Below are 24,419 nucleotides of genomic sequence, written 5' to 3'. Positions count from 1 at the left end.
CGTGCCACTGCTTGTTTTGAGGCAACTTTCCGAGACGCTCCAGGGAGTTCAGTCGTCACTCACAGTGCACGGATCACAGAAGCTGAGCCAGAACCGGTTCTCGTGAACAAAGCCAACATGACCGACGCGCAGTGGGCGGTGGTGCGGGACGCCCTGTCGGCTTCTTCCGCAGGTGGCGGAAGCAGGGCCTGGCCGGGGAACTGCACGGCTGGCTTCGCGGGAGAGTTCGCACCGCGCAGGGCAGCGACCATGAGCCGAGTGCGGGAATCATCGACTCGCAGTCGGTGAAGGCAGCGGCCTCGGCGCCCGCCGTGTCACGGGTCTTTGACGGCGGGAAGAAGAGCAACGGAAGGCGCCGACACGTCATCACGGACAGCCTCGGCCTGCTGCTGATGGTCTGAGTGACCGCCGCGAATGTCACCGACCGCCAGGCCGCCCACGCCATGCTGCCCGTGCTACGGACGCGGTTCAGGAAGATCACTCTGGCGTGGGCCGACGGCGACTACACCGGCAGTCTCGTGATCTGGGCGAAGGAAGAACTGCAGCTCACCCTGCAGATCGTCAGGCGCAGTGAGGACATGACCGGGTTCGTGATGCTGCCGAGACGGTGAGTGGTGGAGCGCAGTCTGCGGTGGCTGATGCGCTCGCGTTGCCTGGTGCGCAACTTCGAGGCGCTGTGGGGTTCGGGCGCTACGGCGCCGCCGGCATGCCCGGCGGGAGCGCGCTTGCGCGTCAGCTCGACGAGCGGGCAGTCAATGGCGGCCTGCCATCGATCACTCATCCACAAAGTCTGGCCATCCGCCTGCGCTATCCGGCCCGGGACGAGCAGGACCTTGCCTGGCTACGACTCGCCCACGTCACCGTGACCGAGCGCACCCTCGCCCAGTGAGGGGCAGCACGGCAACGCCCCTTGCCGCACAACCTGAAAGGGATCGACCAGGGCTACTGCGGGCCCGGAGCCGACTCAAGGCTGCTCTCCTGTTGTCCTCTTACCGTCGCTTCGTTGTGCGGCGCCAGCCGAACGGGCCCGGCAGGTCCATCGACGTGGTGCGCCGACCGGTGCTGCTGTGGGTGCGGCGGGGGCCGTGGCGGCCGCCTGTGGTGAGGGACCACGAGCGCTTGTTGATGTTCAGCCGTACGCCGGGAAGTATCCGGAAGCTCTTGCGGAACGTGAGCGGCATGGAGTCCTCCTAATGTCTGTCTCCGGGTACCCGGCCAGGGCCGCCCCTCACGTACGCGGCGGCCCCTGTGTCCATGCCCCCAGGTGATCGCTCAGGATAAGCCCCCACTCCCGGGGGCCAGTTGGGAGGATGTGGCTGCGGGGAGACCGGCGACGCTCACCCGCATGACGAAACCCCAGCACACCGCCCCCTGCTCGCGGCCGCCGCCGTCCTCTGCGGCCGGTCGGAGCGGGCGGAACGTTAGCCGTCAGCCAGGAACGAAGTGGCGCGTTCGTCGAGTTCGACGGCGGAGTGGATGCCGCGGGCACGGAAGCGGTGCAGGCTTGCTTGCTGGTTCGTGCTTGCCTGTTCGTGCTCGCCGAACTCGCCGACGACACCCGGGACATCATCTCCGTCCCGCATCCGGCCGAACTGCGCTCAACCCGGACGCGGAACGCATGCGTGGCCGCGCCCCGCGTCCCTTCGACGCTTGGGGCGCCCGGAACGCCGCTGCTTTCCGCTGAGACACCTCGATGACTTGGGTCGCTAGGAGCGCTCGGCCCGGGCGGAGTGCACGAGCCGTTCGGCGAAGGCTTCGACGAGGTCGCGGAGCTCGTCCGGGCGCTCGATGACGAAGGGCCGGTCCAGCGAGGCCAGTACGGCAGGCAGCCAGTCGAGCCGGTCCACGCGCATCTCTACGCGGGACCATGTCTCATCCGGTGGGTCCGTGCTGTCCGGGGTCTCCCGGGCCGGCGCTTCCTCCACGAGCGCGACGCTCGGCGGAAGCCGGGTGTGAATGTGCTCGGTCGTGCCTTGGACGCGCAGGGTCACGGCATGCCGGTACGGAGCCGTGGCGAGCCCTGTCAGGACGCGCTCGGCGGAGTCGAGTCCAGCGGGCGGCTCGAACGAGCCCGGCAGGGTCCGTACGCCGGTGACGCGGTCCAGGCGAAACGTGCGGTCCTGGCCGCCGGTCGAAAGGTCCGCCCCCGTCACGTACCACTTGCCGGAGTGGGCGACGAGCCCATAAGGGTGCAGTGTGCGTTCGCTGGGTCGGCCGTTCGTGTCGGTGTACCTGATCGAGACCGGCCGGTGGTGGTGCACCGCGTCGGCGACCGGCAGTAGGACCTCCGAGTCCGGGGCGACTGTTTCGCCGGGCTGAGCGGTAAAGGCAAGGGAGGCGAGCACGGCGTCGAGTCCGAGCCGCAGCCGCTCGGGCAGTACTCGGCGGATCTTGGCCGTTGCCGTCTCACCTGCCGTACCGGTGGCGGCCGTCAGGCCGGTGCGCCGGCCCGCGACCAGGCCGAGCAGCACGGCCAGCGCCTCGTCGTCGCCGAGCATCAGCGGGGGCATGCGGTGGCCAGGGGAGAGCCGGTAGCCGCCGTAACGGCCACGGACCGCTTCGACGGGCACATCGAGGTCGACGAGGTGGCTGACGTAGTGCCGCACCGTGCGTTCGTCGACGTCGAGCCGGTCGGCGAGTTCGGACGCGGTCCTGATGCCGCCCGACTGCAGGAGCTCAAGGAGGGTGAGTACGCGGGTGATGGGACGAGGCATGTGCGGAAGTCTCCCGTGAATACCGGGCGGGTTTCGCCCGGTATTGGTCATAGTCTCAGGTCAGAAGCATGGATCGACCAGGAGAAAACCGATGAACTTCGTCTCTGTCCGCATCATCACGAGCGACGTCGCCCGCCTCGTCGACTTCTACGAGCGCGCCACCGGCGTGGCCGCCGACTGGGCCAACGAGGATTTCGCCGAACTCAGGGTCGCCTCGGCCACCCTCGCCATTGGCAGCACCCGTACGGTCCCGCTGTTCGCGCCCGGCTCGGCCCGCCCGGCCGACAACCACAGCGTCATCCTCGAATTTCTCGTCGACGACGTGGACGGTGTGCACAAGAACCTGACCGGCTTCGTGCAGGACTTCGTGAACGAGCCCACCACGCTGCCCTGGGGCAACCGCTCGCTCCTGTTCCGCGATCCCGACGGCAACCTGGTCAACTTCTTCACCCCCGTCACACCGGCGGCCGTCGAGAAGTTCGGCACGCCTCTTCACTCATGACGTCTTTCTGCGCCCCACCCAGAGGCGGAGGCGCAGAAAGATGTGGTCCAGAACGTGAGGGGTGAGTCGGCTCTTGCGGCCTCCTGATCACATGGCCCGATCCAGATTCTGTGCCATGGCCGCGGTCGGCGGCTCCGAGCCAACCCTTGAGCAAGCCGAGGCTGTTGAACTCAGATCTGGATGCGGGGTCATGGGGTCCGTAGGAGGGTCCGTAGGACCGCTGTGCCGACCGCCGCAGTGCTGGCTGGGACCGGGCAGATGGCCTTCCTCTGTCCCGGCGGCGACGCGTTCTGCCTTCGTCGTACGTGGCCCCGGGCGGCGGTGTAGAGGTGGAGGGCAATGTCCTTGCCGCCCCTGCACCGGGATCCGGCTGGGGCAGCGGGTGCCCGCCGATGACCTACACGAGGAGTGTTGGGATCTCAAGGTCTGCGGCTCACCGCATCCGCCGTCACCTCGCACCGCCACCGGCCATCTCGCGGAATCCGCCGCGCCCCCTCAGCAGGTCAAGCGACGTTCGGCGCTCTCGTAGGAGGCGAGGTTGGAGTCGACACCCACGACCGTCTTGTAGGTGTAGGTGCCAGAACCCGTGCAGTTCCAATACGCCATCTTGGTGCCGCTTTCCAGCGGGGTCCAGTCCATCTCCTCCCAGCCGTACCAGCGGTGACGCTGCAGGGATATCGTGGCGTCCGTGCAGCCGCTGCGGGTCTTGCCGGCCCTGCCGATGATCTCGCTGATGCCCTTGTAGGGGGCCGAGATGCTGTAACAGTTCCGGTCCCAGTCCGAGGCGCTGGCCGGAGTGGCCGGCATCAACAGCGTGGCCGCGCAGGCCAGTGCGAGGGCGACGGACGACTTTCCGGCGAACCCGAGAGTGCTCATGACAAACGTTCCTGTCTGCGAAAACATGCGGGATGCAACCTACAAGAACACTCTTTCACCGGGGCCGAGACAAGATCAAGCCAGCGCCTGCACACCGTCAAACTCTTGCGGTCCAAGGCGACTTGGCGTCATCCGTACCCGCCAGTGAGCCGCTTTCGACCTGCGGTTGAGGTGGCGCGGTGCAGGGTGCACACGGCTTGGAGAAGGCCTGTGATGCGGTTGGTCGAGCAGTGAAGTCATCTCCGGCCGGCCCGGGGCGATGAGGAGACGAGCGAGCGGCTGGACGGCGGCGGCGAACATCGCGTCGGCCCGGGCGCTCTCCGCCCCAGGGGATTTCACACGGCCGAGCTCAGACAGTCGCGGCCGCTCTGACCACGGCCTCACCCAGCCGCAGGTTCTCCGGCGCGGGGCCGCCCGGATACGCCAGTTGAGCCCTCTTCCTCGGGCTGCTTCTCCACCTGCCCGTCGTGAACAAACCACCGCCCTGCGCTACAGAACCCGCCTTCGCTGCCTCTCACCGGCAACCGGTCACCTGCTGGCCGCGTTCCGGCCAGCAGGTGACCGGGCTCGGTGGCCGACGGCTGGGTCGCAGGGGCGGGTGCCGCTTGACGGCTGGCCTGCCGTGCAGGCGAGCAAGGATCGGCGATTCGGTCGCCTTTACCGTGATGTTGGCGTGATTGAAGGGCTATTTCCCTTGTTTACCGGCCACGTTGCATAAGGAATGGATGACCGTAAGCACCTGTTACGGGTTAGGTGAGAGGCATTTAGGGTGAAGGTGCTCGATCGGAACAGACATCCGCATACCCGCCCTCACCTGGAGAATTCCATGGCAGTTCTGCCCGACGGCGAGTACCTGATCAAGAACCCCGAGACGGACCTCTACATCGACCTGTTCAACGGCAGCCCTGAGCACAACACCCCGATCGTGGGTCTCCCGCTGACCAAGGAGCCCAACCAGAAGTGGAAGGTCACCACGACCAACGGCATCAACGAGTTCATCATCAAGAGCTCGGTGAGCGGCGAGGCCTTCCTGGGGCTGAGCGTCATCAGGATCTTCCCGCCGAGGATCGCGGCCGAGCCGATCCCGGTCCGCTGGTCGATCGAGCCGGTGGGCGATGGCCACTACCGAATCGCGTTCCCGTTCGCGGACGGTGTGGTCTCCCTGCCCGAGGCTCGTCCGGGCACCCAGCTGTTCAACGAGCCGTTCCACGGCAGCCCGATGCAGTTCTGGCAGTTCGTCCAGGCCTGACCGGCTTGACCGACCCTTGAGGTATGGCGCGGCCACGCCCCCAACCGGGCGGCGTGGCCGCGCCGTTCAGGCATGCGCTGTCCGCATGCGGGCCGATCCTGCCGCCACGCGCCGCGACACTCAGCACAATTGAGTCGTCGGCGAGGCGGCGTTTTCGCTTCGGACGGGCGCGCTCGCCGAGGGGCACGTGGTGGGCGAGGCGGGTTGGCCTCAGCCATGAAGCGTAGGTCGGCCGTCCGGTTGGCAAGCGGCCCGTGGGGGTGGGCTGGTAGGCGTGCAGGCGGGCGGACGAGGTGCTCGACGCCGGGCCGCAGTTGGGCGAGCTCGGTGACGTCCTGGGCGCGGAGTTCCTTCAGTCTGCCGATCTGCTGATGCGGACTTGGTCCGATGATGTCGGGCCACGCCAGCAGATGGTGCTCTTGCCGGTGAGGCCGCGGGCCATCAGGTCGGTCATGGCCAGGTGGACCATGGTTTCGGAGCGGGCCGGGAGGTTTCGTAGTCCCGGGCCAGGCGGCGGCGAGCTGGCTTCCCCGTCGTGGCCCCGAGGCGCGCGTCTCAGGAGGCGTCCACTCGGAGGTGCTCCGAGAGCCAGGTGTGGATGCCCAGGGCGGTCGTGCGGGAATGATCCTCAAGAACGGTGAAGTGGTCGCCGGGCACGGTGATCTCGAAGTGCGGCAGGCTCCATGGTTCGGCTGCTTCGATGCCGGGCAGGCGGTCTCCGGCCCGGACGAAGAGGGTGGGGGCCGACAGGGAGGCCGGCTTCCAGCCGGCGTAGAGCTCCAGATAGCCGGCCATCGCAGTGAGCCGGTCGGTCTCGACCGAGGCGAACTGCGCGGCGTTCTCCAGCATGCCCGCGGTCATCGCCGAGAGCGCGGGTCCGTCCCCACCGAGGCCACCACCTGAGCCGCCTTCCGCGCCCGGATAGGTGTCGATCAGGACGAGAGCGGACGGAATCAGGCCCATGCTCTCCAGCTTCTCGGCGACCGAGTGTGCCACCCATCCACCGGCCGACCGCCCCAACAGGACGAACGGCTCGTCTCCGGCACACGCGTGCACGGCGGAGGCTTGTGCCGCTACGAAGGCATCGAGTGTGGCGGGCAACAGTTCCTCCGGCAGGAAGCCCGGGTTCGGCAGTACCGAAACCGGACGCCGGCTCTGGAGGGCCGACCCCAATCGCGTGTACTCGTGCGGCCCGGACAGCGCGCTGAGGGCGGGGAAACAGATCAGGCGGGTAGCGGAGCCCCCCGTCGCAAGGGTGAGTGCCGCGGGCGGCGAGCCAAGGGCCGCGGCGTCCTCGAACACCTCACGGAGACGTGCCGCTATCGTCAGGAGGGCCATCCCGTCCCACGCCTTGCCACGGGCGCACGCCGTACGGAAGAGCGCGGACAAGGAGTCGGCGTCCGTGCCCTTCGGAGCCGAAGTGCTCGGCGACGCACCATCCTGCCGCTGTGGTGCGGCCAACGCGCCCGATGATTCAGGGGTGTTCAGGGACCAGAGCTCATCCAAGTGGGCGGCGACCACGCGCGGCGTCGGGTAGTCGAACAGGAGCGTGGCGGGCAAGGCGAGTCCCGTCAGCGCGGCGAGCCGGTTGCGCAGCTCGACCGCGGCCAGTGAGTCGAGGCCCAGCTCAGCCAGCGCGCGGTCCGCCTCGACCGCGGAATCCCCCGTGCCATGGCCGAGCGCCAGGGCGGCCTCCGCTCGGACCTGCGCGAGAAGCAGCGCACCGCGTTCGACCGCGGGCATGGCGGCCAGCCGTCGGCGCAGGGAGTCCTCACCTCCGGTGCCGGGCCCTGTCAGCGATGCGGAGGCCCTCCGTACGGGGCCTCCGCCCGGTACACGTGAGAGCGGTGCCGCGGGCGCCCCGGATGCCGCCGCCGCCGGGTCGAGACGCGTGGCCACCAGTGCCGCCTCCTGTCCTTCGAGCGCGGCGTCGAAGAGCGAAAGGCCCTCCTCGGTCCGCAGCGGGAGGAAACCGGAACGGGCGATCCTGCGCAGGTCCGCGCCCCGGAGCCCGGCCGTCATCCCGCCGCTCTGCTGCCACGGCCCCCAGGCGAGAGAAGTGCCGGGCAGCCCGAGCGCCCTGCGGTGCTGTGCCAGCGCGTCCAGGAACGAGTTCGCCGCCGCGTAGTTGCCCTGGCCACCGGAACCGAACACCCCGGCCACCGACGAGAACAGGGCGAACACCGCCAGGTCGCTGCTCCGGGTCAACTCGTGCAGGGCCAGGCCCGCGTCCACCTTCGGTCGCAGTACGCGCTCCAGCCGCTCCTGGGTGAGTGCGGGCACCACTCCGTCGTCCAGGACCCCCGCGGTGTGCACCACTCCGGTCAGTGGGTGTGCCTCCGGCACGCTCGCGAGCAGGGTGGCGAGCGCCGTGCGGTCGGCGACGTCGCAGGCCGCGAAGGTGACCTCCGCGCCCAGTCCGGTGAGGTCCGCGCCGAGTTCGGCGGCACCGGGCGCGTCCGCTCCGCGCCGTCCCACGAGCAACAGGTGACGTACGCCGTGGGCGACCACGAGGTGACGTGCGAACAGCATGCCCAGGGAGCCGGTGCCCCCGGTGAGCAGGACGGTGCCGTCCGGGTGCAGCCGCCGCGGTGTGCCAGCAGCCGCCGCAGTGGTCGCCTTCGCCGTAGTCGCCGTAGTCGCCGTAGTCGCCGTTGCCGCTGGGGTTGCGCGGACCAGTCTCGGTACGTACACGACACCGCGGCGTACGGCCATCTGCGGCTCGGTACTCATCAGGGCTCGGGCCAAGGCGCCCGCGGACTCGGGGTGGTCGTCGATGTCGATCAGCGAGAAGCGGCCCGGGTTCTCGGTCTGCGCCGAGCGGAGCAGTCCCCACACAGGTGCGTGCACGAGTGCGGCATCGTCGTTGGTGATGCTCGCGTCCGGATCGGCTCCTGGGGTGATGACGCCCGAAGTGAGGACGGCGAGACGTGAGTTGGCGAGCCGATCTTCGGCGAGCCAGTCCTGTACGAGCCGCAGCGCCCAGCCGGTGGCGCGGTGTGCGGCCGACGCACGGTCCGGGTCGTCCACCCGCGTGAGCGGAGGGCAGGCGATCACGGCGGCCGGTGCGTCGGGGGCCGCCGAAGCAGGGTTCGTGTAGACCGTTGGCCGGATGCCCAACCGCCTGAGTGCGCCGCTCAGTTCTGGGGCCGGCTCGCCGAGGAGTCCGTACAGAGGCAGCCCGGCCGGCTTCGGGGCGGCAGAATCCTGCAGAGGTATCCACTCGACGCGGAACAGACCGTCGCTGTGCGCGTGTACGCCGCTCAACTGCTCGGGGGCGAGCGGCCGCAGGGTGAGCGAGTGCACCGTGGCCACGGGGGCTCCGGCCTCGTCGGTCAGCTCCAGCCGGACACTCTTTCCCTTGGCCTTCCCCTCCGCTTCCCTCTCCGCCCGGGACACCCGCACCCGCAGTGTGCGGGCGCCGGACGCGTGCAGCCGCACACCGCTCCAGGCGAACGGGAGCGACAACGCCGCCCCGGTTCCGCTGCCGCGGTCGCCGTCCGCGGTGGTCTGATCCAGCGTCAGGGTGTGCAGTGCCGAGTCCAGCAGCGCCGGATGCAGAGTGAACAGGGCGGCGTTGGCGTGTTCACCCTCCGGGAGCTCGACCTCGGCGAGAAGGTCGTCCCCCAGGCGCCAAGCGGCCCGCAGGCCCTGGAAGGCCGGCCCGTAGCGGAGCCCGCCGTGCGCAAGTCCCTCGTAGAGGCCGGTACCCGCCTCGGTGCCGAGCGCCAGTGGTACGGCGCCCGCCGGAGGCCATGGAGAGGCTGAGTCCGTGGAAGCCCGCTGTTTCGGAAGGCTGAAGTCCGCAGAGGCCAGGACTCCGGAGGCATGGCGGGTCCAGGGACGGTCGTCGTGACCGGGAGCGTGCGTCCGTGCGTGGAAGACCACCGCCCGGCGCCCCTCCGCGTCCGCTCGCGCCACCTTCACCTGAAGCTCGACCGGCTCGTCGGGGGAGAGCACGAGGGGTGCCGTCAGCGTCAGCTCCTCCAGCGTGGAGGCGCCCGTCCGGTCCCCGGCGTGGATCGCCATGTCGACGAAGGCCGTCGCAGGCAGGAGCACCGTGTCCAGCACCGCGTGGTCAGCGAGCCATGGCTGATCACGCAGGGACAGCCGGCCGCTCAGCAGCAGGCCGTCATCGTCCGCCGTCGACGTCACCGCCCGCAGGAAGGGGTGGGGCTCGGGACCGGGCTCCGCCGCGGATGCCGACGAGTTGGCCGCCGTCGCGGATCCGGCCGAGTCGGCCTCGAGCCAGTACCGTTCGCGCTGGAACGCGTAGGTGGGCAGCGCCGTGCGCCGTGCGCCGCGTCCGGCGAAGACCGCGCGCCAGTCCACGTCCACACCGTGGGCGTGGAGTGCGGCCACGGCGGCGAGCAGTGCCGCTGCCTCAGGCCGCGGGCCGCGCAGCGTCGGGACGACCAGCGGTTCGGGGCCGTCCGTACCGCCGCCGGACGTCGCCGTCGCCGGGTCGGTGGTGGTCGCGTCCGCCGTGGCCGTGGCCGTGGCTGTCGGGCGGCGGCTGGAGAGGCAGTCCCGCGCCAGGCCCGCGAGGGCACTGTCCGGGCCGAGCTCCACGAAGTGCGTGGCCCCCTGCTCCCGCAGGTACCGCACCGAGTCGGCGAATCGGACCGGTCGGCGTACGTGGTCCACCCAGTACTGCGGCGAGCAGATCTCCTCGGTGGTCGCGGGCCGGCCCACCACCGCGGTGACGAGGGGCAGTTGCGGAGGGGAGTAGGTGAGCCCCTGCGCGACCAGGCCGAAGGCATCGAGCATGGGTTCCATGTGCGCCGAGTGGAAGGCGTGGCTCACCCGCAGCCGAGTGGTCTCGCGGCCTTGTTCGCGCCAGTACGCGATGGCCTCCAGCACTGCGGATTCGTCCCCGGATACGACCACGGAGCGGCCGTTCACGGCTGCGATGTCCACCCTTCGGGCACCGTCCGCGCCCCGGGCGCGGTCCGCTCCACCTGCCAGGTACGCGGTGACCTCGCTCTCGTCGGCCTGTACCGAGGCCATCGCCCCTTCGGTGGGCAGGGCGTCCATCAGCCGACCCCGTGCCGCGATCAAGGTGCAGGCGTCCGCGAGGGACAGCACCCCGGCGACATGAGCCGCCGCCAGTTCGCCGACCGAGTGCCCTGCCACCATGTCGGGGCATACGCCCCAGGACTCCAGCAGCCGGAACAGGGAGACCTCCAGAGCGAAGAGTGCGGGCTGCGCGAAGCGCGTTGTGTGCAGGAGGCCGCCGAGCCCGCCCGCTCGCGGGCCGCCGACACACTCGGCACTTCCCGTGCCGTCACCTTCGACGTTCTCGGCGGTCTCGGTGGTTTCGGCGGCGAACACCACGTCCCGCAGCGGCTTCGGCAGAAGCGGGTCCAGCAGGGCGCATATCTCGTCGAAGGAACGGGCGTAGACGGGGTGCGCCTCGTACAGTTCCCGGCCCATGCCGGTCCGCTGGCTGCCCTGCCCGGTGAACATGAAGACGACAGGGCCCGCCGGGCGGGGGCCGCTCGTGGCCAGGCCCGGCCGGTAGCGGCCGTCCGCCAACGCTTCGAGCGAGGCGAGCAGTTCTGCGCGGTCACGGGCGACCGGCACCGCGCGATGCTCGAAGTGGGCGCGTGTCGTGGCCAGGGAGAAACCGAGGTCCAGCAGGTCTGTTCCGGGACGTTCGGCCACGTAGGCGTGCAGTCGCTGAGCCTGCGCCCGCAGCGCCGGGGCGCTCCTTGCCGACACCGGAAACGACACGGCCGCCCCCGGGGCCAGCCGAGTGGGCCCCTGCGTGGCCGTAGTACCGCTGTCCGGCCGGCCCGGGGCGCCGGCACCCGACCTCTCCACGGGCGGCTGCTCGATCACCACATGCGCGTTGGTCCCGCTGATCCCGAAGGACGACACACCCGCCCGCCGGGGCCGCCCGGTCCGGGGCCAGGGCCTCGAACGGGTGAGCAGCGACACCGCGCCCGTGGACCAGTCCACGCCGGGATTGGGCTGCTCGGCGTGGAGCGTACGCGGCAGTACGCCGTGCTCCATCGCCTGGACCATCTTCATCACGGCGGCCATGCCCGCCGCCGCCTGCGTATGCCCGATGTTGGACTTCACCGAGCCCAGCCACAGCGGATGTTCGCGTGTTCCGGCCTGCCCGCACGCCTCCGGTCCGCCCGCCTCCGGTCCGTACGCCTCCAGGAAGGCCTGCGCCTCGATCACGTCGCCGAGCCGGGTGCCTGTGCCGTGCGCCTCCACCGCGTCGATGTCCGCGGGCGCAAGGCGGGCGTCCGCCAGAGCCTGGCGGATCACCCGTTGCTGTGCCGGTCCGTGCGGCGCGGTCAGGCCGTTGCTCGCGCCGTCCTGGTTCACCGCGGAACCGCGCACCACGGCCAGGACCCGATGGCCGGCGCGCCGGGCCTCCGAGAGCCGGGTCATGAGCAGCATTCCAGCGCCTTCGGCCCATCCGGTGCCGTCCGCCGCCGCCCCGAACGCCTTGCAGCGGCCGTCGGGGGCGAGTGCGCGCTGCCTGCTGAACTCGACGAAGGAGTGGGGCGCCGACATCACGGTGGCGCCTCCGGCGAGCGCCATCGAGCACTCGCCCCTGCGCAGGGCCTGGGCTGCCAGGTGCAGGGCCACCAGTGACGACGAGCACGCCGTGTCCACGGTGACCGCTGGCCCCTCCAGGCCCAGGGTGTAGGCGATACGGCCGGAGGCGACGCTGCCCGCGTTGCCGATACCGAGGTAGCCCTCCACCCGTTCCGGCGTGCGGGCGAGACGACTGGCGTAGTCGCTGTACATGAGTCCGGCGTACACACCAGTGGGGGTGGCGCGCACTGTGCCGGGATCGATCCCCGCGTGTTCGAAGGCTTCCCAGGCGACTTCGAGCAGCAATCGGTGCTGCGGATCCATGGCCAGGGCCTCGCGGGGCGAGATCCCGAAGAAGGCCGGGTCGAAGCGGTCGACGCCGGACAGGAAGCCTCCCTCGCGTACGTACGTACGGCCGGGCTGCCCGGGATCCGGGTCGTACAGCCCGTCCACGTCCCACCCCCGGTCGGTGGGGAAGGGGGTGATGGCGTCGATCCCGTCATCGACCAGCCGCCACAGGTCCTCGGGATTCTGTACGCCGCCGGGGAAGCGGCACGCCATGCCGACGATGACCACGGGGTCTTCGTCCCTGCCGGTCCCCGCCGGACGGCTGGGAGCGGCAGTCGCCGTCCCACCGGTGAGCCGCGCCCGCAGATGTGCGGCGAGCTCGGCCGCGGTGGGGAAGTCGAAGGGCGCGGCCTCGGACAGGGGAACGCCGGTCGCCGCCGATAAGCGGTCGCACAGCATCGTCGAGGTCAACGAGTCAAGACCCAGGTCACGGAACGCGGTGCCCTGCTCCACCTCGTCCACGGCGCAGCCGAGCACGGCGGAGACCTCGGCCCGTACCAGAGCCGTCAGGTCCACCGTCTCCACCTCTTGCGGCGTGAGGGCTTGAGCCGGCAGAGGGTGCGCGGACACGTCTGCGAGGGCGTACCGCTTCACCTTTCCCGAGGCGGTACGAGGGATCGCTGCCACCTCGTAGAAGGCGGCGGGCACCTTGAACGGTGAGAGCTGTTCCCGGCAGGCGGCGAGAATCTCTCTCCTGTCGAGGACACCGGCGTGTGCCGGGACCAGGTAAGCGGCCGGGACCTCACCGTGGATGTCGTCCGAGAGGCCGGCCACGGCGGCGTCCTGGATTCCCGGCAGCGCCAGCAGCACCGCCTCCACTTCGGAGGGATGGATGTTCTCCCCGGCCTTGATGATCAGCTCGCTGACCCGGCCCGTGAGGGTGATTTCCCCGTCGGTGCTGATCCGGGCCAGGTCGCCGGTGCGGTACCAACCGTCGCGCAGGACCTCGGCCGTGTCGTCGGGCCGCTGGTGGTACCCGGCCATGACACCGGGCCCGGAGACCCACAACTCGCCCTCTTGCTCGCCCTCTGCCGGGGCTTCGGAGTCGCGGCCGTCGCCGATGCGCGCCCGCATACCTGGCAGCACACGGCCGCAGGAGCCGGCCGCCCTGGCGGCCCCCGGCGCCGACATGGTGACGGGCCCCGCCTCAGTGCTTCCGTAATGATCGAGGAACGGAACCCGGCAGACTTCCTCGAAAGCCCGCTGGAAAGCGGGAGGAGCGGTCGCACCTCCGCTGACGCAGCCACGCAGGGCGGGCGCCCCGAGGCCGCCGTCCCCTACTTCGTCAGCTACTGCGTCAACGAGCTTGCGGTACGTCGCCGGTACACCGGCCAGCAGCGTGAAAGGGTCTTCGGTCCGGCGGAGTTCACTCAGCACGTCCGTCACGGAGAACCGTGGAAGGAGCTTGGCGGACGCTCCCGTCGCGGTCACCCCGAGGACGCACAGGAGCTGGCCCATGGCGTGATGGAGGGGGAGGGGCCAGAGCAGGCGGTCGTCCGCCGACAGGCCGAGGACGTCGACGAAACCGGACGCCACCGATGACAGCCGGTGGCGCTGGGTGGACAGCACCCCCTTGGGCAGGCCGGTCGACCCGGAGGTGTAGAGGAGCCAGGCCACCTCGTCGAGCCCGAGATCATCCGGAGCCGACACAGGCGGCTCGGTGACGGCCAGGGTCGCGTACCGGAAGATGCCCGCTTCGCCGACCGAACCACCACTCGTCTCCGCCGCCGCTGCCGCTGCCGGGGATTCGTCTCGCGCCCCGGCATCTTCGAGGAGCACCACGCCAAGGTGGGGGCGCTCCCGCAGCAGAGGCCGCAACTGGTCCAGGGAGGGCCGGTCGGTGAAGAGGACCCGGGCGTCGCTGTCGTCCAGCAGGTGTGCCAACTCGGCGGTGGTGCTTCGCGGGTCCATCGGCACCCCGACCGCGCCCGCCCTGGTGACGGCGAGGACGCTCTCGACGGCCTCCACCCGGCTGCCCAGGAGGATCGCCACTCGTTCCCCGTGCCGCAGACCGAGGCCGACGAGGTGTCCCGCCAGCCGGCCGGTTCGCAGTTCCAGCTCTCCGTAGGTCACCTGGGAACGGTCGTCCTGGAAGGCAGTCTTGGTACCGAAACGCCGGGCATGCTCCCGCAGTAGATCAGGCAAGGGGCGGAGGGCGGTCATGTGCGCTGTCACCAGGATGAACGCTTCCTCTGGATACGGGAGTTGCCGTGATCACGATAGACGACCCGCGCCGAGCAGGGGGAGCGGCGCCCGACGCGAGCCGCGACGGAGCGGAGCTGCTGTACTGCGTGGTCATGGATTGAAGTCCGCTACGGGAGCGGTGAGTTGGCTACCTTGACTCTGTCGGGGATCTTGGGGTTTTCCGGTACGCCAGCATGACCAGCTGGCATGCTCGGCCTGTTTCGAAGGCCGATCAAGTTCCGTCTCTGACCGCGCAGATCGCGCGGGCGAGCAACCCGGGCGATACGACGGCGATATGGGTAGGTAAACGCTTTGACGGACTGTGGCGCGACCACGACTTCACCGGCGGGTACCCATGCGACGGGCGCCCTGGCGCTCGGCGGCCGTCCAGTTGCTGGCGCCGAGTGGCTGGAGGCGTCATTCCTCATGGGTGATATTCCGGACCTGTGCTTCAGTACGGCTTTTCCTGGGCGAGTTGGCGTTCGAGGGGGGGTGCGGTAGCAGGGGGTGATGCGGGTGGTCGCCAGGAAGGTGGTCAGGCGGCTGATCTCGTCGTTGATGGCGGTGCGTGCCACTGCGCCCGGGTCGGCGAGGAGGCGGTGGTTGATGTGTCCATCCGGGTGCTGCGCCCAGGCTCCGATGATGTGGCCGTCCCACCAGATGGTGGGGCCGATGTTGCCGTTGCGGTCGAACAGCGCCGCGGTGTGGGCGGGGTCGAGGTACCAGTGGCGGTGGCGCCAGCCCATCGGGGTGGGGTCCAGGCTGGGCAGCAGCGCCGCGCCCGGTTCGCGGGGTGTGACCTCTTCGAGGTCTTCGAGGTCTTCGAGGTCTTCGGGCAGGAGGTAGCCGGTGCCTTCGTCGAGTTCGACGGCCTGGGCGCCGGTGGCGGCGATGGCTGCGCGGGTGTCGCGCAGGCTCCAGCCGGTCCACCACTTCACGTCATCGGCCGTGGCCGGCCGGAAGGCGGCCAGGTAGTGGCGGGCCAGTGTGGATCTCGCCTCGACGGCGGGCACGGCGGGCAGCGGCTGAGCGGGCGTCCAACGAAACTGTGCCGAGGTCCATGATCCGGCCGGTCGGGAGCGGCGGATGCGGCCTTCGGCCGCGAGGACACCCAGGACGGTCGAGCTGGCGCGCTGTCGGGACTCATAGGACTTGCCGGGGAAGGTGATCAGTTGCTCGCGCAGGGCGGGCACGTCCGCGGCCAGTTGGGCGGCGCTCGCCTCTCCACGTGCCGCCATCGCGGTGAGCGTGTCCTGTTCCACGGCGATGTAGCGCCGCTCGTCCCAGCCGAGGGACCGAGACAGCTTGTCCATCGCATCGGCGCGCAGGCGGACGGGGTCCTGCGCGGTCGCGGAGCGTACGGCGAGCGCGAGGTGGGCGGGCACCACGAACATGGTTCGGCGCATGCACCGTATGCGTTCCAGGACGGGTCCGTCGGCCGCCGTCTGGTAGAGAGCGTGGTCGATGGCGTCGGCCGTGGGGGTGTGGATGCGGGCGGCCGCGGTGAGGAAGACGGTCGCCGGGTCGGTGGCGTGCAGGCCGATGAGGGCCTTTGCCACCTCGTGCACAGTGTCCACGCGGGTGGGGCCATCGAGCAGCTGCCGCCGGACGAGACGGGCGCGGCGTTGGTCGGCGGTGATGCGGGGCAGGGCGTTCGTCATGGCTGGCTCACGTGGTCGGTCCGAGTCATGGGGTTCTGCTGCTCCGGTCGACCGGCGGGCTCGCTTGCGGGCGGGCCGGAAGGGGCTGGGTGGGCAGCACCGGCCGGGCCGCTGGGGGCAGCGGCCCGGCCGGGAGGCGGTTGTCCGGGAAGTACCGGTGACGGTGATAGGCGGTGGTGTCAGCGCACGAGCTTGATGCCGAAGCGGGCGCCGCCGAGGGCGAACTGGATGGCACTGTGCATGTGGGCGTACATCTCCATACCCCGGCTGGAGACGATCGGTCCGAGGTCGACGACGTCCTGCCAGCCGTAGGCACGCAGGAGCTCGGCGACCTGTGCCTTGGCATCCGCGTCCTCGCCGGCGATGAACATCGTGTGCTCGCCGCCGCCGATGTCCTTCGGGTTGACGGCTGTCTCCTGCTCCTGGGTGACACAGGCCTTGACCACCTTCGTTTCCGGCAGGGCGCGCTGTAGGCGCTCGCCCAGGCTGTCGGAGTCCACCGGATCCAGGGCGGGCATCACACCCCAGGGAGTGGGCCAGGGGTGTTCCCGCTCCGGGTTGTAGAGGAAGGGCACGGCGTAGTCCATCAGGGTCTTGCCGGCCAACTGGTCACTGATCGAGGTGAGCGCCGCTACCGCGTTGGCGCCGTCGATGCCGTTGATGACGAAGTCGGCCTCCGCCGCCGCCTCCCCGAAGGTCATGAGTTCGATGCCGGGGTGATCGGCGAGCCACTGCCCGAACGGCGCGGTGCCCATGAAGTCGGGTTCGGTGCGGGCGAGGGTGGCCTTGGGGTCGCGGGTGCCTGTGACAACGGTGTGGCCGAGTTCGGTGAGCTTGGCGGCGTGCGCACGGCCTCCGCCGCCGGTACCGAGGACTGCGATCTTCATGCCGGCACTCCGTTCTCGTGGCTGTTCTCATTGCCGGTTTCGCACAGGAACCAGTGGTTGGCCCACGGATCCTGGAAGACGGCGACCGTGCCGCGCCTCGGCGAGGGTGGCTTCGATGTCCTGGGTCCCGAGGAAGGGCACCGCCTTGCCGGTCTGCCAGAACTGCGACAGGTCACCGGACTGCGGGTTGCCTTCCCACATCAGCCCGACCTGGGCGCCGCCCGGGCCGGTCCCCATGATCGGGTAGCCGGGGTGTGCGCTGCTTGCCATGGACTTTCTCCTTCACGGCCCCCCGTTGACTACATCTCCACCATAACATTGGTACGGACGTCCGTACCAATAGAGTGGTGCGAGAGTGACCCCCCACGCAAGGAGCCTGGCCACCGTGACCGAGAAGACCCGCCGCACACGCCGACACGACCCCGACCGCCGGGAACGGATCGCTGAGGTGGCCGAAGAGCTGATCGCCGAACGCGGCTTGGAGGGGCTGACCCACCGGGCGATCGCCGAGCGAGCCGACGTCTCGCTCTCCTCCACCACCTATCACTTCGCCGACCGCGAGGCCTTGATCCGCGCCGCCCTGGAACGCGCCGCCGACCGCTTCGCCGGCTTCGTACGCTCCTGGGCCCAGGAGCACGCCACCGCCGGCCCCGACCAGATCGCCGAGGCCCTGGCCGACAGCGTCCTGGCCTGCCTGGGCGAAGGCCGCACCAACGCGGTCGTCGAGTACGAACTGCACGTCGCCGCCCTGCGCCGCCCGGAACTGCGCGAGGCGGCCGGCCTGTCCGCACACGTCAGCACCGAGGTCATGACCCCCCTGGTCGGCCCTCTCGCCGCCGCGACCATCCCCCCGCTCATGACCGGACTGTGCCTGCACGCGATGACCGCACCCACAGCCCCCACCCGCGACGAAATCCTCACCATCCTCCGCCACGCCCTACTCCCACCCCGCTGAACACGGCGACAGGGTGACGTCGCACCTACTCGGGATAGGGAACGCCCGCGCCGCCGGACGGTTCGCCCGGATCGCGGGCGGCCAGGCGACGGCCACGCGGCGTGCGCGGCCGGAGAAGGGGAGGCAATCCCTGCACCGCAAAGATGCGCCCGAGGAACGGCGTCCGGCCGAGCTACTCGCGATGTTGCCCGGCTGGGCCGGGGAAAAGTCCTGGCGGCAGGTGGACGGGGTCACGGGCGGCACGGCGCGAACCACCATGAACGCGCTTCTGACGAGCATCTGCCGGCGTACGGAAGTCCGTGAGCACCCTGTAGGTCCCCCTCTGGTGGGTGCGGATTTGAGTCGGTGAGGTGATGGTGGGGCGGGGGTGTCGAAGAGCATCTGGAAGTGCCGCTGGTATGCCGGGTGTTGGGCGTCAGCGCGCGGGTTTCGGCTTGTTCCGTCAGCTGGCGGTCACATCTCCCGGAACGGTGTCGGCCGGATCCATGGAGCGGTGGGGGCACGCCGTCGTGCGGGCCGACCCGGATGACTTGAACGCATTGTCCGACCGCTCGTGTCCGAAACGCTCGGGGGCGCGGGGTGATCGGTGCGATGCGCCGGTGACAGGCCCTGAGCGGGGTGTCAAAGTTTCGTCACGCGGAACCCAGCGGGCCTCCGGCCGGACCCGTGCCCCTGTCCTGATGCCCTGGCGCCCGTCCTTGAGACGCCAGTTCATCGCAGCACATCTCACCAGTACGCCCTCAGTCCGCAACGCCGCGGGCCCAGGGCTGGAGAGGGCACACGATGGCTTCATGGAACTGGAACGACCAGCAGAAACCCACCGCGACGATCGGCGTCCGAGCCACCGCCGGAGCGGTCACCGTCCAGGACGACCCGCAAGCAGCCGAGCGGCCCTACGTCTTCGTCCGCGGCTACGACTCGAAGCTGCACGCGAACTGGTGGGACGGCGGCAAGTGGGCGTGGGCGGATCACGGCACACCGCCCGGACGTACTCTCCTCGAAAAGGTCGGCTCCCTCACGGTCCGCGACACACCGAGCTCGGCACAGCGCCCGTACACGTTCGTCATCGCTGACGACTCCAGGCTGTACGCGAACTGGTGGGACGGCAGCACATGGCACTGGAGCGACCACGGCACGCCCAGTGGGCGCAAGGTCCGCGAGGGCGTCGGAGTCGTCGTGGTCCAGGACAGCCCGGCAGCGGCCGAGCGCCCCTACGCGTTCGTCATCACCGACGACTTCCACCTGTGGTGCAACTGGTGGGACGGCGCAGCGTGGCACTGGGCCGACCACGGCACCCCGCCCGGCCACACCATCTCCCGCCCGCTCGGCGTCACCACCGTGCGCGACACGCCCACCTCCTACGCCCGTCCCTATGCCTACGTCATCACCTCCGACTCCACGGTCTGGTGCAGTTGGTGGGACGGCAGCACCTGGACGTGGGCCGATCACGGCAGCCCGGCCGGTCAGCCGGTCAAGAAGGGCGCCGGTGTCATCAGCGTCCAGGACAGCCCCACCGCGCCTGAGCGGCCCTACGTGTTCGTCCAGGGCTACGACTCCAAGCTGTACCTGAACTGGTGGGACGGCAGCACCTGGCACTGGACCGCCCAGGGCACCCCGAGGGGGCGGCTCATCCTCGACTCGGTCGGCGCCATCACCGTCCAGGACGCACCCACCGCCGCGCAGCGCCCCTACGCCTTCGTCATCGGCGACGACTCCGAGCTGTACGCGAACTGGTGGGACGGCAGCGCGTGGAAGTGGGCGGACCACGGCACCGCGACCGGACGCGTCATCGAACGCCCCGGCGAGGTACTCACCGTGCAGGACACCCCCAGTGCCGCCGAGCGCCCCTACGCGTTCCTCATCACCGACGACTCCGAGTTGTGGGTCAACTGGTGGTCCCTGCCCTAGCCCATCGAGGCGAGCGGGCCGCGGGCACACCCTGCGGCCCCTCTCTTCGCTTCTCCCCGCGCAGGAGCGACCACCGAGGGTCGCATGGGATCACCGAGGGCTGTCGGCTTGGGCCGCCGCTCAGGCGGGGCCGTCCGCTGCGGGGCCGGTCGGCCAGGCCGGATAACCCCGCAGTTGTTCCACCACTCACTCCGCAACTGTCCACGCCGCGAGTCAAGTTCGGCGAAGGGGCGTTGGCGAACACGGTGGGCGGGCGCACACTCACCACAACCTGCCGGGCGGACGTTGGCGACAATGCGATCCCACCCCCGGCCAGGTCCTTGCCAACGCGCACCGACCTCAACCGTTCCGCCTCGTGATGCGCAGAACGTCGTAGTGGCGGTTACGGCTTGGTGATGCGCCAGCTGCCGGTGCTCACGTCGGCGCGGTTCACGTAGCGGCTGGTGCTCACCTCGTGCCACTTGTCGTCATGGGCGGCGCGGCCATTGATGTCGAGGAAGCCGCCCTGGCCGTCGTTGAAGTCGTTGAGCAGGTGGACGATGTCGCCCACGCGCACCTTGCCGTCCTGGGCGGAGGACTTCACGGCGAGGACGCGCCAGCTGCCGCTGCTCCGGTCGCGATTCTTGGAGTCGGTGGTGCTCACGCTGTGCAGCGCGCCGGCGAGTGTGGCCGGGGCGCGCCCGTTGATGTCGAGGTAGCCGCCCTGGCCGCCGTTGAACTGGTTCTCCAGGTGCACGATGTCGAGGCTGAGGACCTCGGTGCCGTCGGCCTTGCCGGAGGCCGAGGTGATCTTCCAGGCCCCGGACAGGCGGTCGCGGTTGGCGGTGGCAGCGGTGCTGACGCCCTTCTTCGCGCCCGCCTCGGTTGCGTTGCCGTAGATGTCGAGGAAGCCGCCGTCCTTCGAGGTGTACTCGTTGTGCAGTGCGATCACGTCGCCGTACTTCAGTTCGTTGGCCATGCTTCTCCCCACCCTTGGAGGTGCGGCGCCCACGCGCCGCACCGTCGCAGGACGTATGTATGTGATTGCGGGACGTGCAATGTGCGAGAGGGATGGGCCGGATGGCGTGGTGCCACCCGGCAGGGAGGGGTTATGCCCGGACTTGCTGGAAGGCCCAGAGGCTGTTGTCGGAGCCGCGGTGGGGGACCACGATGCGGTTGTCGTGATACCTGGCCGGGATGGGCAGGCCGGGCAGATTGCCGCCGAGGCGGTCGACTTGGGTGAAGGTGTCCTGGTTGGGCTTCTGCTGCTCGGTGACGTAGAGGCTGCGGTCGTCGGCGACGACGAAGACTTCCAGACGGCCATCCATGGCGATGATCGCCGTGGGGGTTTCCATGATCTTCCCCGACAGTGGCTGCGGGGTGTTCCAGCTGGCGTACCCGGCCTGCTGGGCGGCGTGGTAGCCGGTGGTGCCCGCCCGCCAGAAGACGCGGACGCGCTGGTCGGCGTCGGTGACCGCGAACGGACTCCCCACGACACCGGCATTGCGCTCCGAGACGATGAAGTACGTGGTCCAGCTGGTGCTGGAGTCGGCGGCCTTCTGGGCGATGCCCCACACCTCGTCGGAGGCGCCGTGGACGAAGACCTCCAGGCGGCCCTCGCCGTTGCGCGCGACGGTGGGCGCCAGCTTGTTGTTGGCGGCGGTGCCCCCGCCGAGGCTGTCGGGCTGGTTGAAGCCCGCGTAGTCCACCTGGATCTGGTCGATGTGCCACAGGGTGCTGTCGGTGCCGTTGTAGAAGACCGATATGCGGCCGTCCGCGTTGAGCGCGGCCGCCGGGTTGCTGGCCGCGCCGGAGGCGATCTTCGCCGGGTTGCCCCAGCCACCGTTGATGACCTGCTGACGCAGGTGCCAGATGCTGTTGTCCGGGCCGCGCCAGAAGACGTGGATGTGCCCGCCGGGGCTGCGCAGGGCGACGGGACTGCCGTCGACCGTGCCCGCGGTGCCGGGGAACGGGTGCCAGTCCTTGTTCCAGCTCCAGTCGGCGTTCTGCCACTTGTGGTAGAGATCGCTGCCGCCACCGCGGACGAAGAGCTCAAGACGGTCGTCGGCGTTGGGCGCCACACCGGGGTCGTTGACGATGCCCCCGCCGAGGCCTAGCCCTGCCTGCCAGACAGAGCCGGGTGTTGTTGAAGGTGCCACGGAAACCCCCTGCTAGAAGCGAGATGGAGTCGTGCCGATAGGGACAGTAGCCACGGATCGCCGACCGTGAGCTCCCCTGTGCCGACGATTGGCCGGGAAGCAGCCCCCCGGCCGGATAGACCGACTTGCGCCTTGTCTGCCAGTGCCCACAACCTGCGGGGTCGCCAGAGGCCACCACCGCCCCGGCCCGCGACTACCTGCACCACCGCCCCGGGCCAGGCGCCGAAGGCGGCCAGCCCGATCAGGACAGGAGACAGGGAGCCACTGAACGAGCCCCGGCGGCCGCAGCGGACCACCGGGGCCCAACGGACCGGGTAGGTCAACTGACCCAGTTGAACGGGACGTTGAGGTACGTGCCGTGCTTGACGATCGGCCCGTCGTAGGTGACCTTGTTGCCTTGGCCGTAGTCGACGATGACCAGACGGTCGCCCTTGAAGATCCGGATGTCTTTGCCGATGGTGTGCACGGCATCGAAGTCACCGGAGAAGCCCGCCGGAAGCTGGGCGAAGGTGCCGTGCTTGACGATCGGCCCGTCGTAGGTGACCTTGTTGCCCTGGCCGTAGTCGATGATCACCATGCGGTCGCCCTTGAACATCCGCACCTCGTTGCCGATGTTGATGACGTCGTCGATGTCCTGGGCGAAGTCCGCCGGGACCTGGGCGTACGTGCCGTGGCCGGTGACCGTGCCGTTGTAGGTGACCTTGTTCGCCTGGGAGACGTCGACGATCACCAACCGCCCGCCCCTGAACAGCCGTAAGTCATTGCCGATGAAGTGCACCCCGTCGATGCCGTTGGCGAACTTCGGGGGCACCTGGGCGAAGGTGCCGTGCTGGGTGGTCTGCGCGTTGTACGTGATCTTGTTTCCCGAGGCCGTGTCGATGCACAGCACCTGGTCTCCGCGGAACAGCCTGATCTCACTGCTGATCGCCACTGCTGCACTGATCATGGTGCGCTCCCCTTCCTCGCAGGACGCCCTCGACGCAACGCGCATCACCCCAGCGGCGGCCACACGGTCGTCGCCGTACGGCACGTAGGGAGGGCACCCCGGAACCTATCCCTCTCGCGCCTCAACGTCTCCCGGGTATACGGCACTTCGACCGATTCGCATACCATCGGCCGGAAAGACCCGCCTTGTGTTGAAGAGTGAAGCAAGTGGGGCGATCTTGCCTGAGCGGGTCCAGGCGTGGGGCAGTTGACGATTCCGGAGCCTGCCGTTGCTGGGGAGGCGCGTCGGGTTCGGAGCCCGCCCACGGCGTGACGCTTCGGCTCGACGACACAGCGGACAGCCGGACTCCGGCGTGGCCGTCACTGCCCCGCAGGCGTTGAACTGACTCCGTAACTGCCCACGCAGCGAGTCAAGGTTGAACGAAGGGGCGTTGGCGAACACGGTGGGCGGGCGCACACTCACCACAACCTGCCGGGCGGACGTTGGCGACAACGCGATCCCACCCCCGGCCAGGCCCCTGCCAACGCCCACCGCCCCTCCCCGACAGTTCCGGCTCGCGTTATGCGCAGAACTTTTGGATAGGCGCTTCGATGATGAGATCCGCAGCCGTGAGGAGCTGGCCGCGTTCGTTCGTGGTCTTCAGCAGGAGTACTTGGGGCGGGGGTATGAGCGGGAAGACGCCAGCCTGGACAGCTCTCTTGCGGCCCTTGCGGCCCTTGCGGCGTGGTCGTCGAACGGGGCCGAGCCTGGCAGGCGCGCCGCCCGGGGCCGACGAGCTGCACTGCCATCCCAACGGAACGGATAGCAGTGCGCTCTGTGGTCAGGAGGGGTTCGGCGGCCGAATCGGTCTGGCGCCCAAGCCGGAGAGCGGGACGGGCATCAGGGCTTGAACGGAAGCGTGCAGGCCGAAGCCACGTACCCCGTTACGCCCTTGTAGGTCACCTTGACCCACTCATTGTCGTTGATGGTCCCCTTGCTGCCGCAGAAATTGTGCTTGCCGCCGTAGTAGTGCTTGTAGCTCTGCCCGTTCATGAGGGCCTGTCCCGCAGCGCCTTTGGGGAACAGACCAAGAGCCGTGCTGGTCTTGGACGTCTTGGCCCGGATCTTCACCGATTCTTCCGCCCAGATCTTCGATGTCGCAGCCGAAGCCGCAGGCGCCGACACCATGACTAGGGATGAGGCGGCGGCGGCACCGATACCGAGCATCGTCAAGGTCTTCCGCAAGGCAAGTTCTCCTTGGTGTACTAAATCTGTATCTGTCGGGCAGGCCCGCCTGAAGTGAGAGGGCCTGCCCTCCGGTGGGCTGACTCACCGATCGTTCCAGGACCCGCCAACGCTTCGCCAACAACCTTGTTACGGGCGAGGGTTAGCCGCCGCTGCGTCCGGTGTCGGCCGCACTCGCGTCCGATACGGAAGCCGACCTGGAACAGGCGGGTTAGCAGCCATCCCCTGCCAGGGCCTTCGTTCCCGTCTCCGTCTCAGGGCGCCGGGGG

The 24,419-nt window shown here is 69.5% G+C and carries 19 protein-coding genes; 7 read left to right on the top strand and 12 right to left on the bottom strand.

Annotated features, from left to right (window positions below; genetic code table 11):
* Window positions 1-131 precede the first annotated feature (131 nt).
* The 3 genes from ACWGI2_RS40205 to ACWGI2_RS40195 are packed head-to-tail and all read left to right on the top strand — an operon-like array spanning window position 132 to window position 889.
* A complete protein-coding gene (locus ACWGI2_RS40205) occupies window positions 132-401 on the top strand; it encodes a hypothetical protein (RefSeq protein WP_453700925.1) in 270 nt (89 codons plus the stop codon).
* Window positions 402-611, top strand: a complete 210-nt coding sequence (locus tag ACWGI2_RS40200) for a hypothetical protein (RefSeq protein WP_453700923.1) — start codon at window positions 402-404, stop codon at window positions 609-611.
* A 20-nt stretch (window positions 612-631) separates the two neighbouring features.
* Window positions 632-889 carry a hypothetical protein gene (locus tag ACWGI2_RS40195; RefSeq protein WP_453398249.1) on the top strand — a complete coding sequence of 86 codons (258 nt, stop codon included), beginning with the start codon at window positions 632-634 and terminating at the stop codon, window positions 887-889.
* A 100-nt stretch (window positions 890-989) separates the two neighbouring features.
* Here the strand turns inward: ACWGI2_RS40195 and ACWGI2_RS40190 are convergent, their stop codons facing one another.
* The 3 genes from ACWGI2_RS40190 to ACWGI2_RS40180 all read right to left on the bottom strand — a co-directional run bounded on the left by ACWGI2_RS40190 (window position 990) and on the right by ACWGI2_RS40180 (window position 2,714).
* Complete coding sequence (locus ACWGI2_RS40190) at window positions 990-1,181, bottom strand: DUF4236 domain-containing protein (protein WP_160502320.1); 192 nt, start codon at window positions 1,179-1,181, stop codon at window positions 990-992.
* A gap of 240 nt (window positions 1,182-1,421) precedes the next feature.
* Window positions 1,422-1,583 (bottom strand): hypothetical protein, encoded by a 162-nt coding sequence (locus tag ACWGI2_RS40185; protein WP_453398248.1) that lies wholly within the window; start codon window positions 1,581-1,583, stop codon window positions 1,422-1,424.
* A gap of 123 nt (window positions 1,584-1,706) precedes the next feature.
* A complete protein-coding gene (locus tag ACWGI2_RS40180) occupies window positions 1,707-2,714 on the bottom strand; it encodes a helix-turn-helix transcriptional regulator (protein WP_453398247.1) in 1,008 nt (335 codons plus the stop codon).
* Between the two features lie 91 nt (window positions 2,715-2,805).
* On the opposite strand from ACWGI2_RS40180, the gene ACWGI2_RS40175 reads away from it, so the two are divergent.
* Entirely contained in the window at window positions 2,806-3,216 is a 411-nt protein-coding gene (locus tag ACWGI2_RS40175; RefSeq protein WP_453398246.1) for a VOC family protein, read from the top strand.
* A 495-nt stretch (window positions 3,217-3,711) separates the two neighbouring features.
* Here the strand turns inward: ACWGI2_RS40175 and ACWGI2_RS40170 are convergent, their stop codons facing one another.
* Window positions 3,712-4,092: a hypothetical protein gene (locus ACWGI2_RS40170; RefSeq protein ID WP_453398245.1), complete on the bottom strand. Its 381-nt coding sequence runs from the start codon at window positions 4,090-4,092 to the stop codon at window positions 3,712-3,714.
* Between the two features lie 826 nt (window positions 4,093-4,918).
* Here ACWGI2_RS40170 and ACWGI2_RS40165 point away from each other — a divergent pair.
* The gene (locus ACWGI2_RS40165) at window positions 4,919-5,341 is read left to right on the top strand and encodes an RICIN domain-containing protein (RefSeq protein ID WP_453398244.1); all 423 of its coding nucleotides are present in this window, start codon (window positions 4,919-4,921) and stop codon (window positions 5,339-5,341) included.
* 555 nt (window positions 5,342-5,896) lie between these two features.
* On the opposite strand, the gene ACWGI2_RS40160 is transcribed toward ACWGI2_RS40165, so the two are convergent.
* From ACWGI2_RS40160 to ACWGI2_RS40145, 4 genes are all read right to left on the bottom strand, one after another.
* Complete coding sequence (locus tag ACWGI2_RS40160) at window positions 5,897-14,410, bottom strand: type I polyketide synthase (RefSeq protein WP_453700921.1); 8,514 nt, start codon at window positions 14,408-14,410, stop codon at window positions 5,897-5,899.
* Between the two features lie 149 nt (window positions 14,411-14,559).
* Complete coding sequence (locus ACWGI2_RS40155) at window positions 14,560-16,092, bottom strand: winged helix DNA-binding domain-containing protein (RefSeq protein WP_453700920.1); 1,533 nt, start codon at window positions 16,090-16,092, stop codon at window positions 14,560-14,562.
* A gap of 179 nt (window positions 16,093-16,271) precedes the next feature.
* Complete coding sequence (locus tag ACWGI2_RS40150; protein WP_453700918.1) at window positions 16,272-16,979, bottom strand: NADPH-dependent F420 reductase; 708 nt, start codon at window positions 16,977-16,979, stop codon at window positions 16,272-16,274.
* 27 nt (window positions 16,980-17,006) lie between these two features.
* On the bottom strand, window positions 17,007-17,249 hold the full coding sequence (locus tag ACWGI2_RS40145) for a hypothetical protein (RefSeq protein ID WP_453700916.1): 243 nt from the start codon (window positions 17,247-17,249) through the stop codon (window positions 17,007-17,009).
* A 115-nt stretch (window positions 17,250-17,364) separates the two neighbouring features.
* Here ACWGI2_RS40145 and ACWGI2_RS40140 point away from each other — a divergent pair, with 115 nt between their 5' ends.
* Complete coding sequence (locus ACWGI2_RS40140) at window positions 17,365-17,934, top strand: TetR/AcrR family transcriptional regulator (protein ID WP_453700915.1); 570 nt, start codon at window positions 17,365-17,367, stop codon at window positions 17,932-17,934.
* A 783-nt stretch (window positions 17,935-18,717) separates the two neighbouring features.
* A complete protein-coding gene (locus ACWGI2_RS40135; protein WP_453700914.1) occupies window positions 18,718-19,842 on the top strand; it encodes a hypothetical protein in 1,125 nt (374 codons plus the stop codon).
* Between the two features lie 382 nt (window positions 19,843-20,224).
* Here the strand turns inward: ACWGI2_RS40135 and ACWGI2_RS40130 are convergent, their stop codons facing one another.
* From ACWGI2_RS40130 to ACWGI2_RS40115, 4 genes are all read right to left on the bottom strand, one after another.
* Entirely contained in the window at window positions 20,225-20,800 is a 576-nt protein-coding gene (locus tag ACWGI2_RS40130) for a hypothetical protein (RefSeq protein ID WP_453700913.1), read from the bottom strand.
* A gap of 130 nt (window positions 20,801-20,930) precedes the next feature.
* On the bottom strand, window positions 20,931-21,980 hold the full coding sequence (locus tag ACWGI2_RS40125; protein WP_453700911.1) for a hypothetical protein: 1,050 nt from the start codon (window positions 21,978-21,980) through the stop codon (window positions 20,931-20,933).
* A 319-nt stretch (window positions 21,981-22,299) separates the two neighbouring features.
* Complete coding sequence (locus ACWGI2_RS40120) at window positions 22,300-22,926, bottom strand: hypothetical protein (RefSeq protein ID WP_453398235.1); 627 nt, start codon at window positions 22,924-22,926, stop codon at window positions 22,300-22,302.
* Window positions 22,927-23,805: 879 nt separating this feature from the next.
* Window positions 23,806-24,150 (bottom strand): hypothetical protein, encoded by a 345-nt coding sequence (locus ACWGI2_RS40115; protein ID WP_453398234.1) that lies wholly within the window; start codon window positions 24,148-24,150, stop codon window positions 23,806-23,808.
* Window positions 24,151-24,419: the final 269 nt, after the last annotated feature.

It is taken from the genome of Streptomyces sp. NPDC054866 (genome assembly GCF_053610745.1).
Note: the sequence above shows the minus strand (reverse complement) of the source record. Positions and strands in the feature narration are given on the sequence as shown.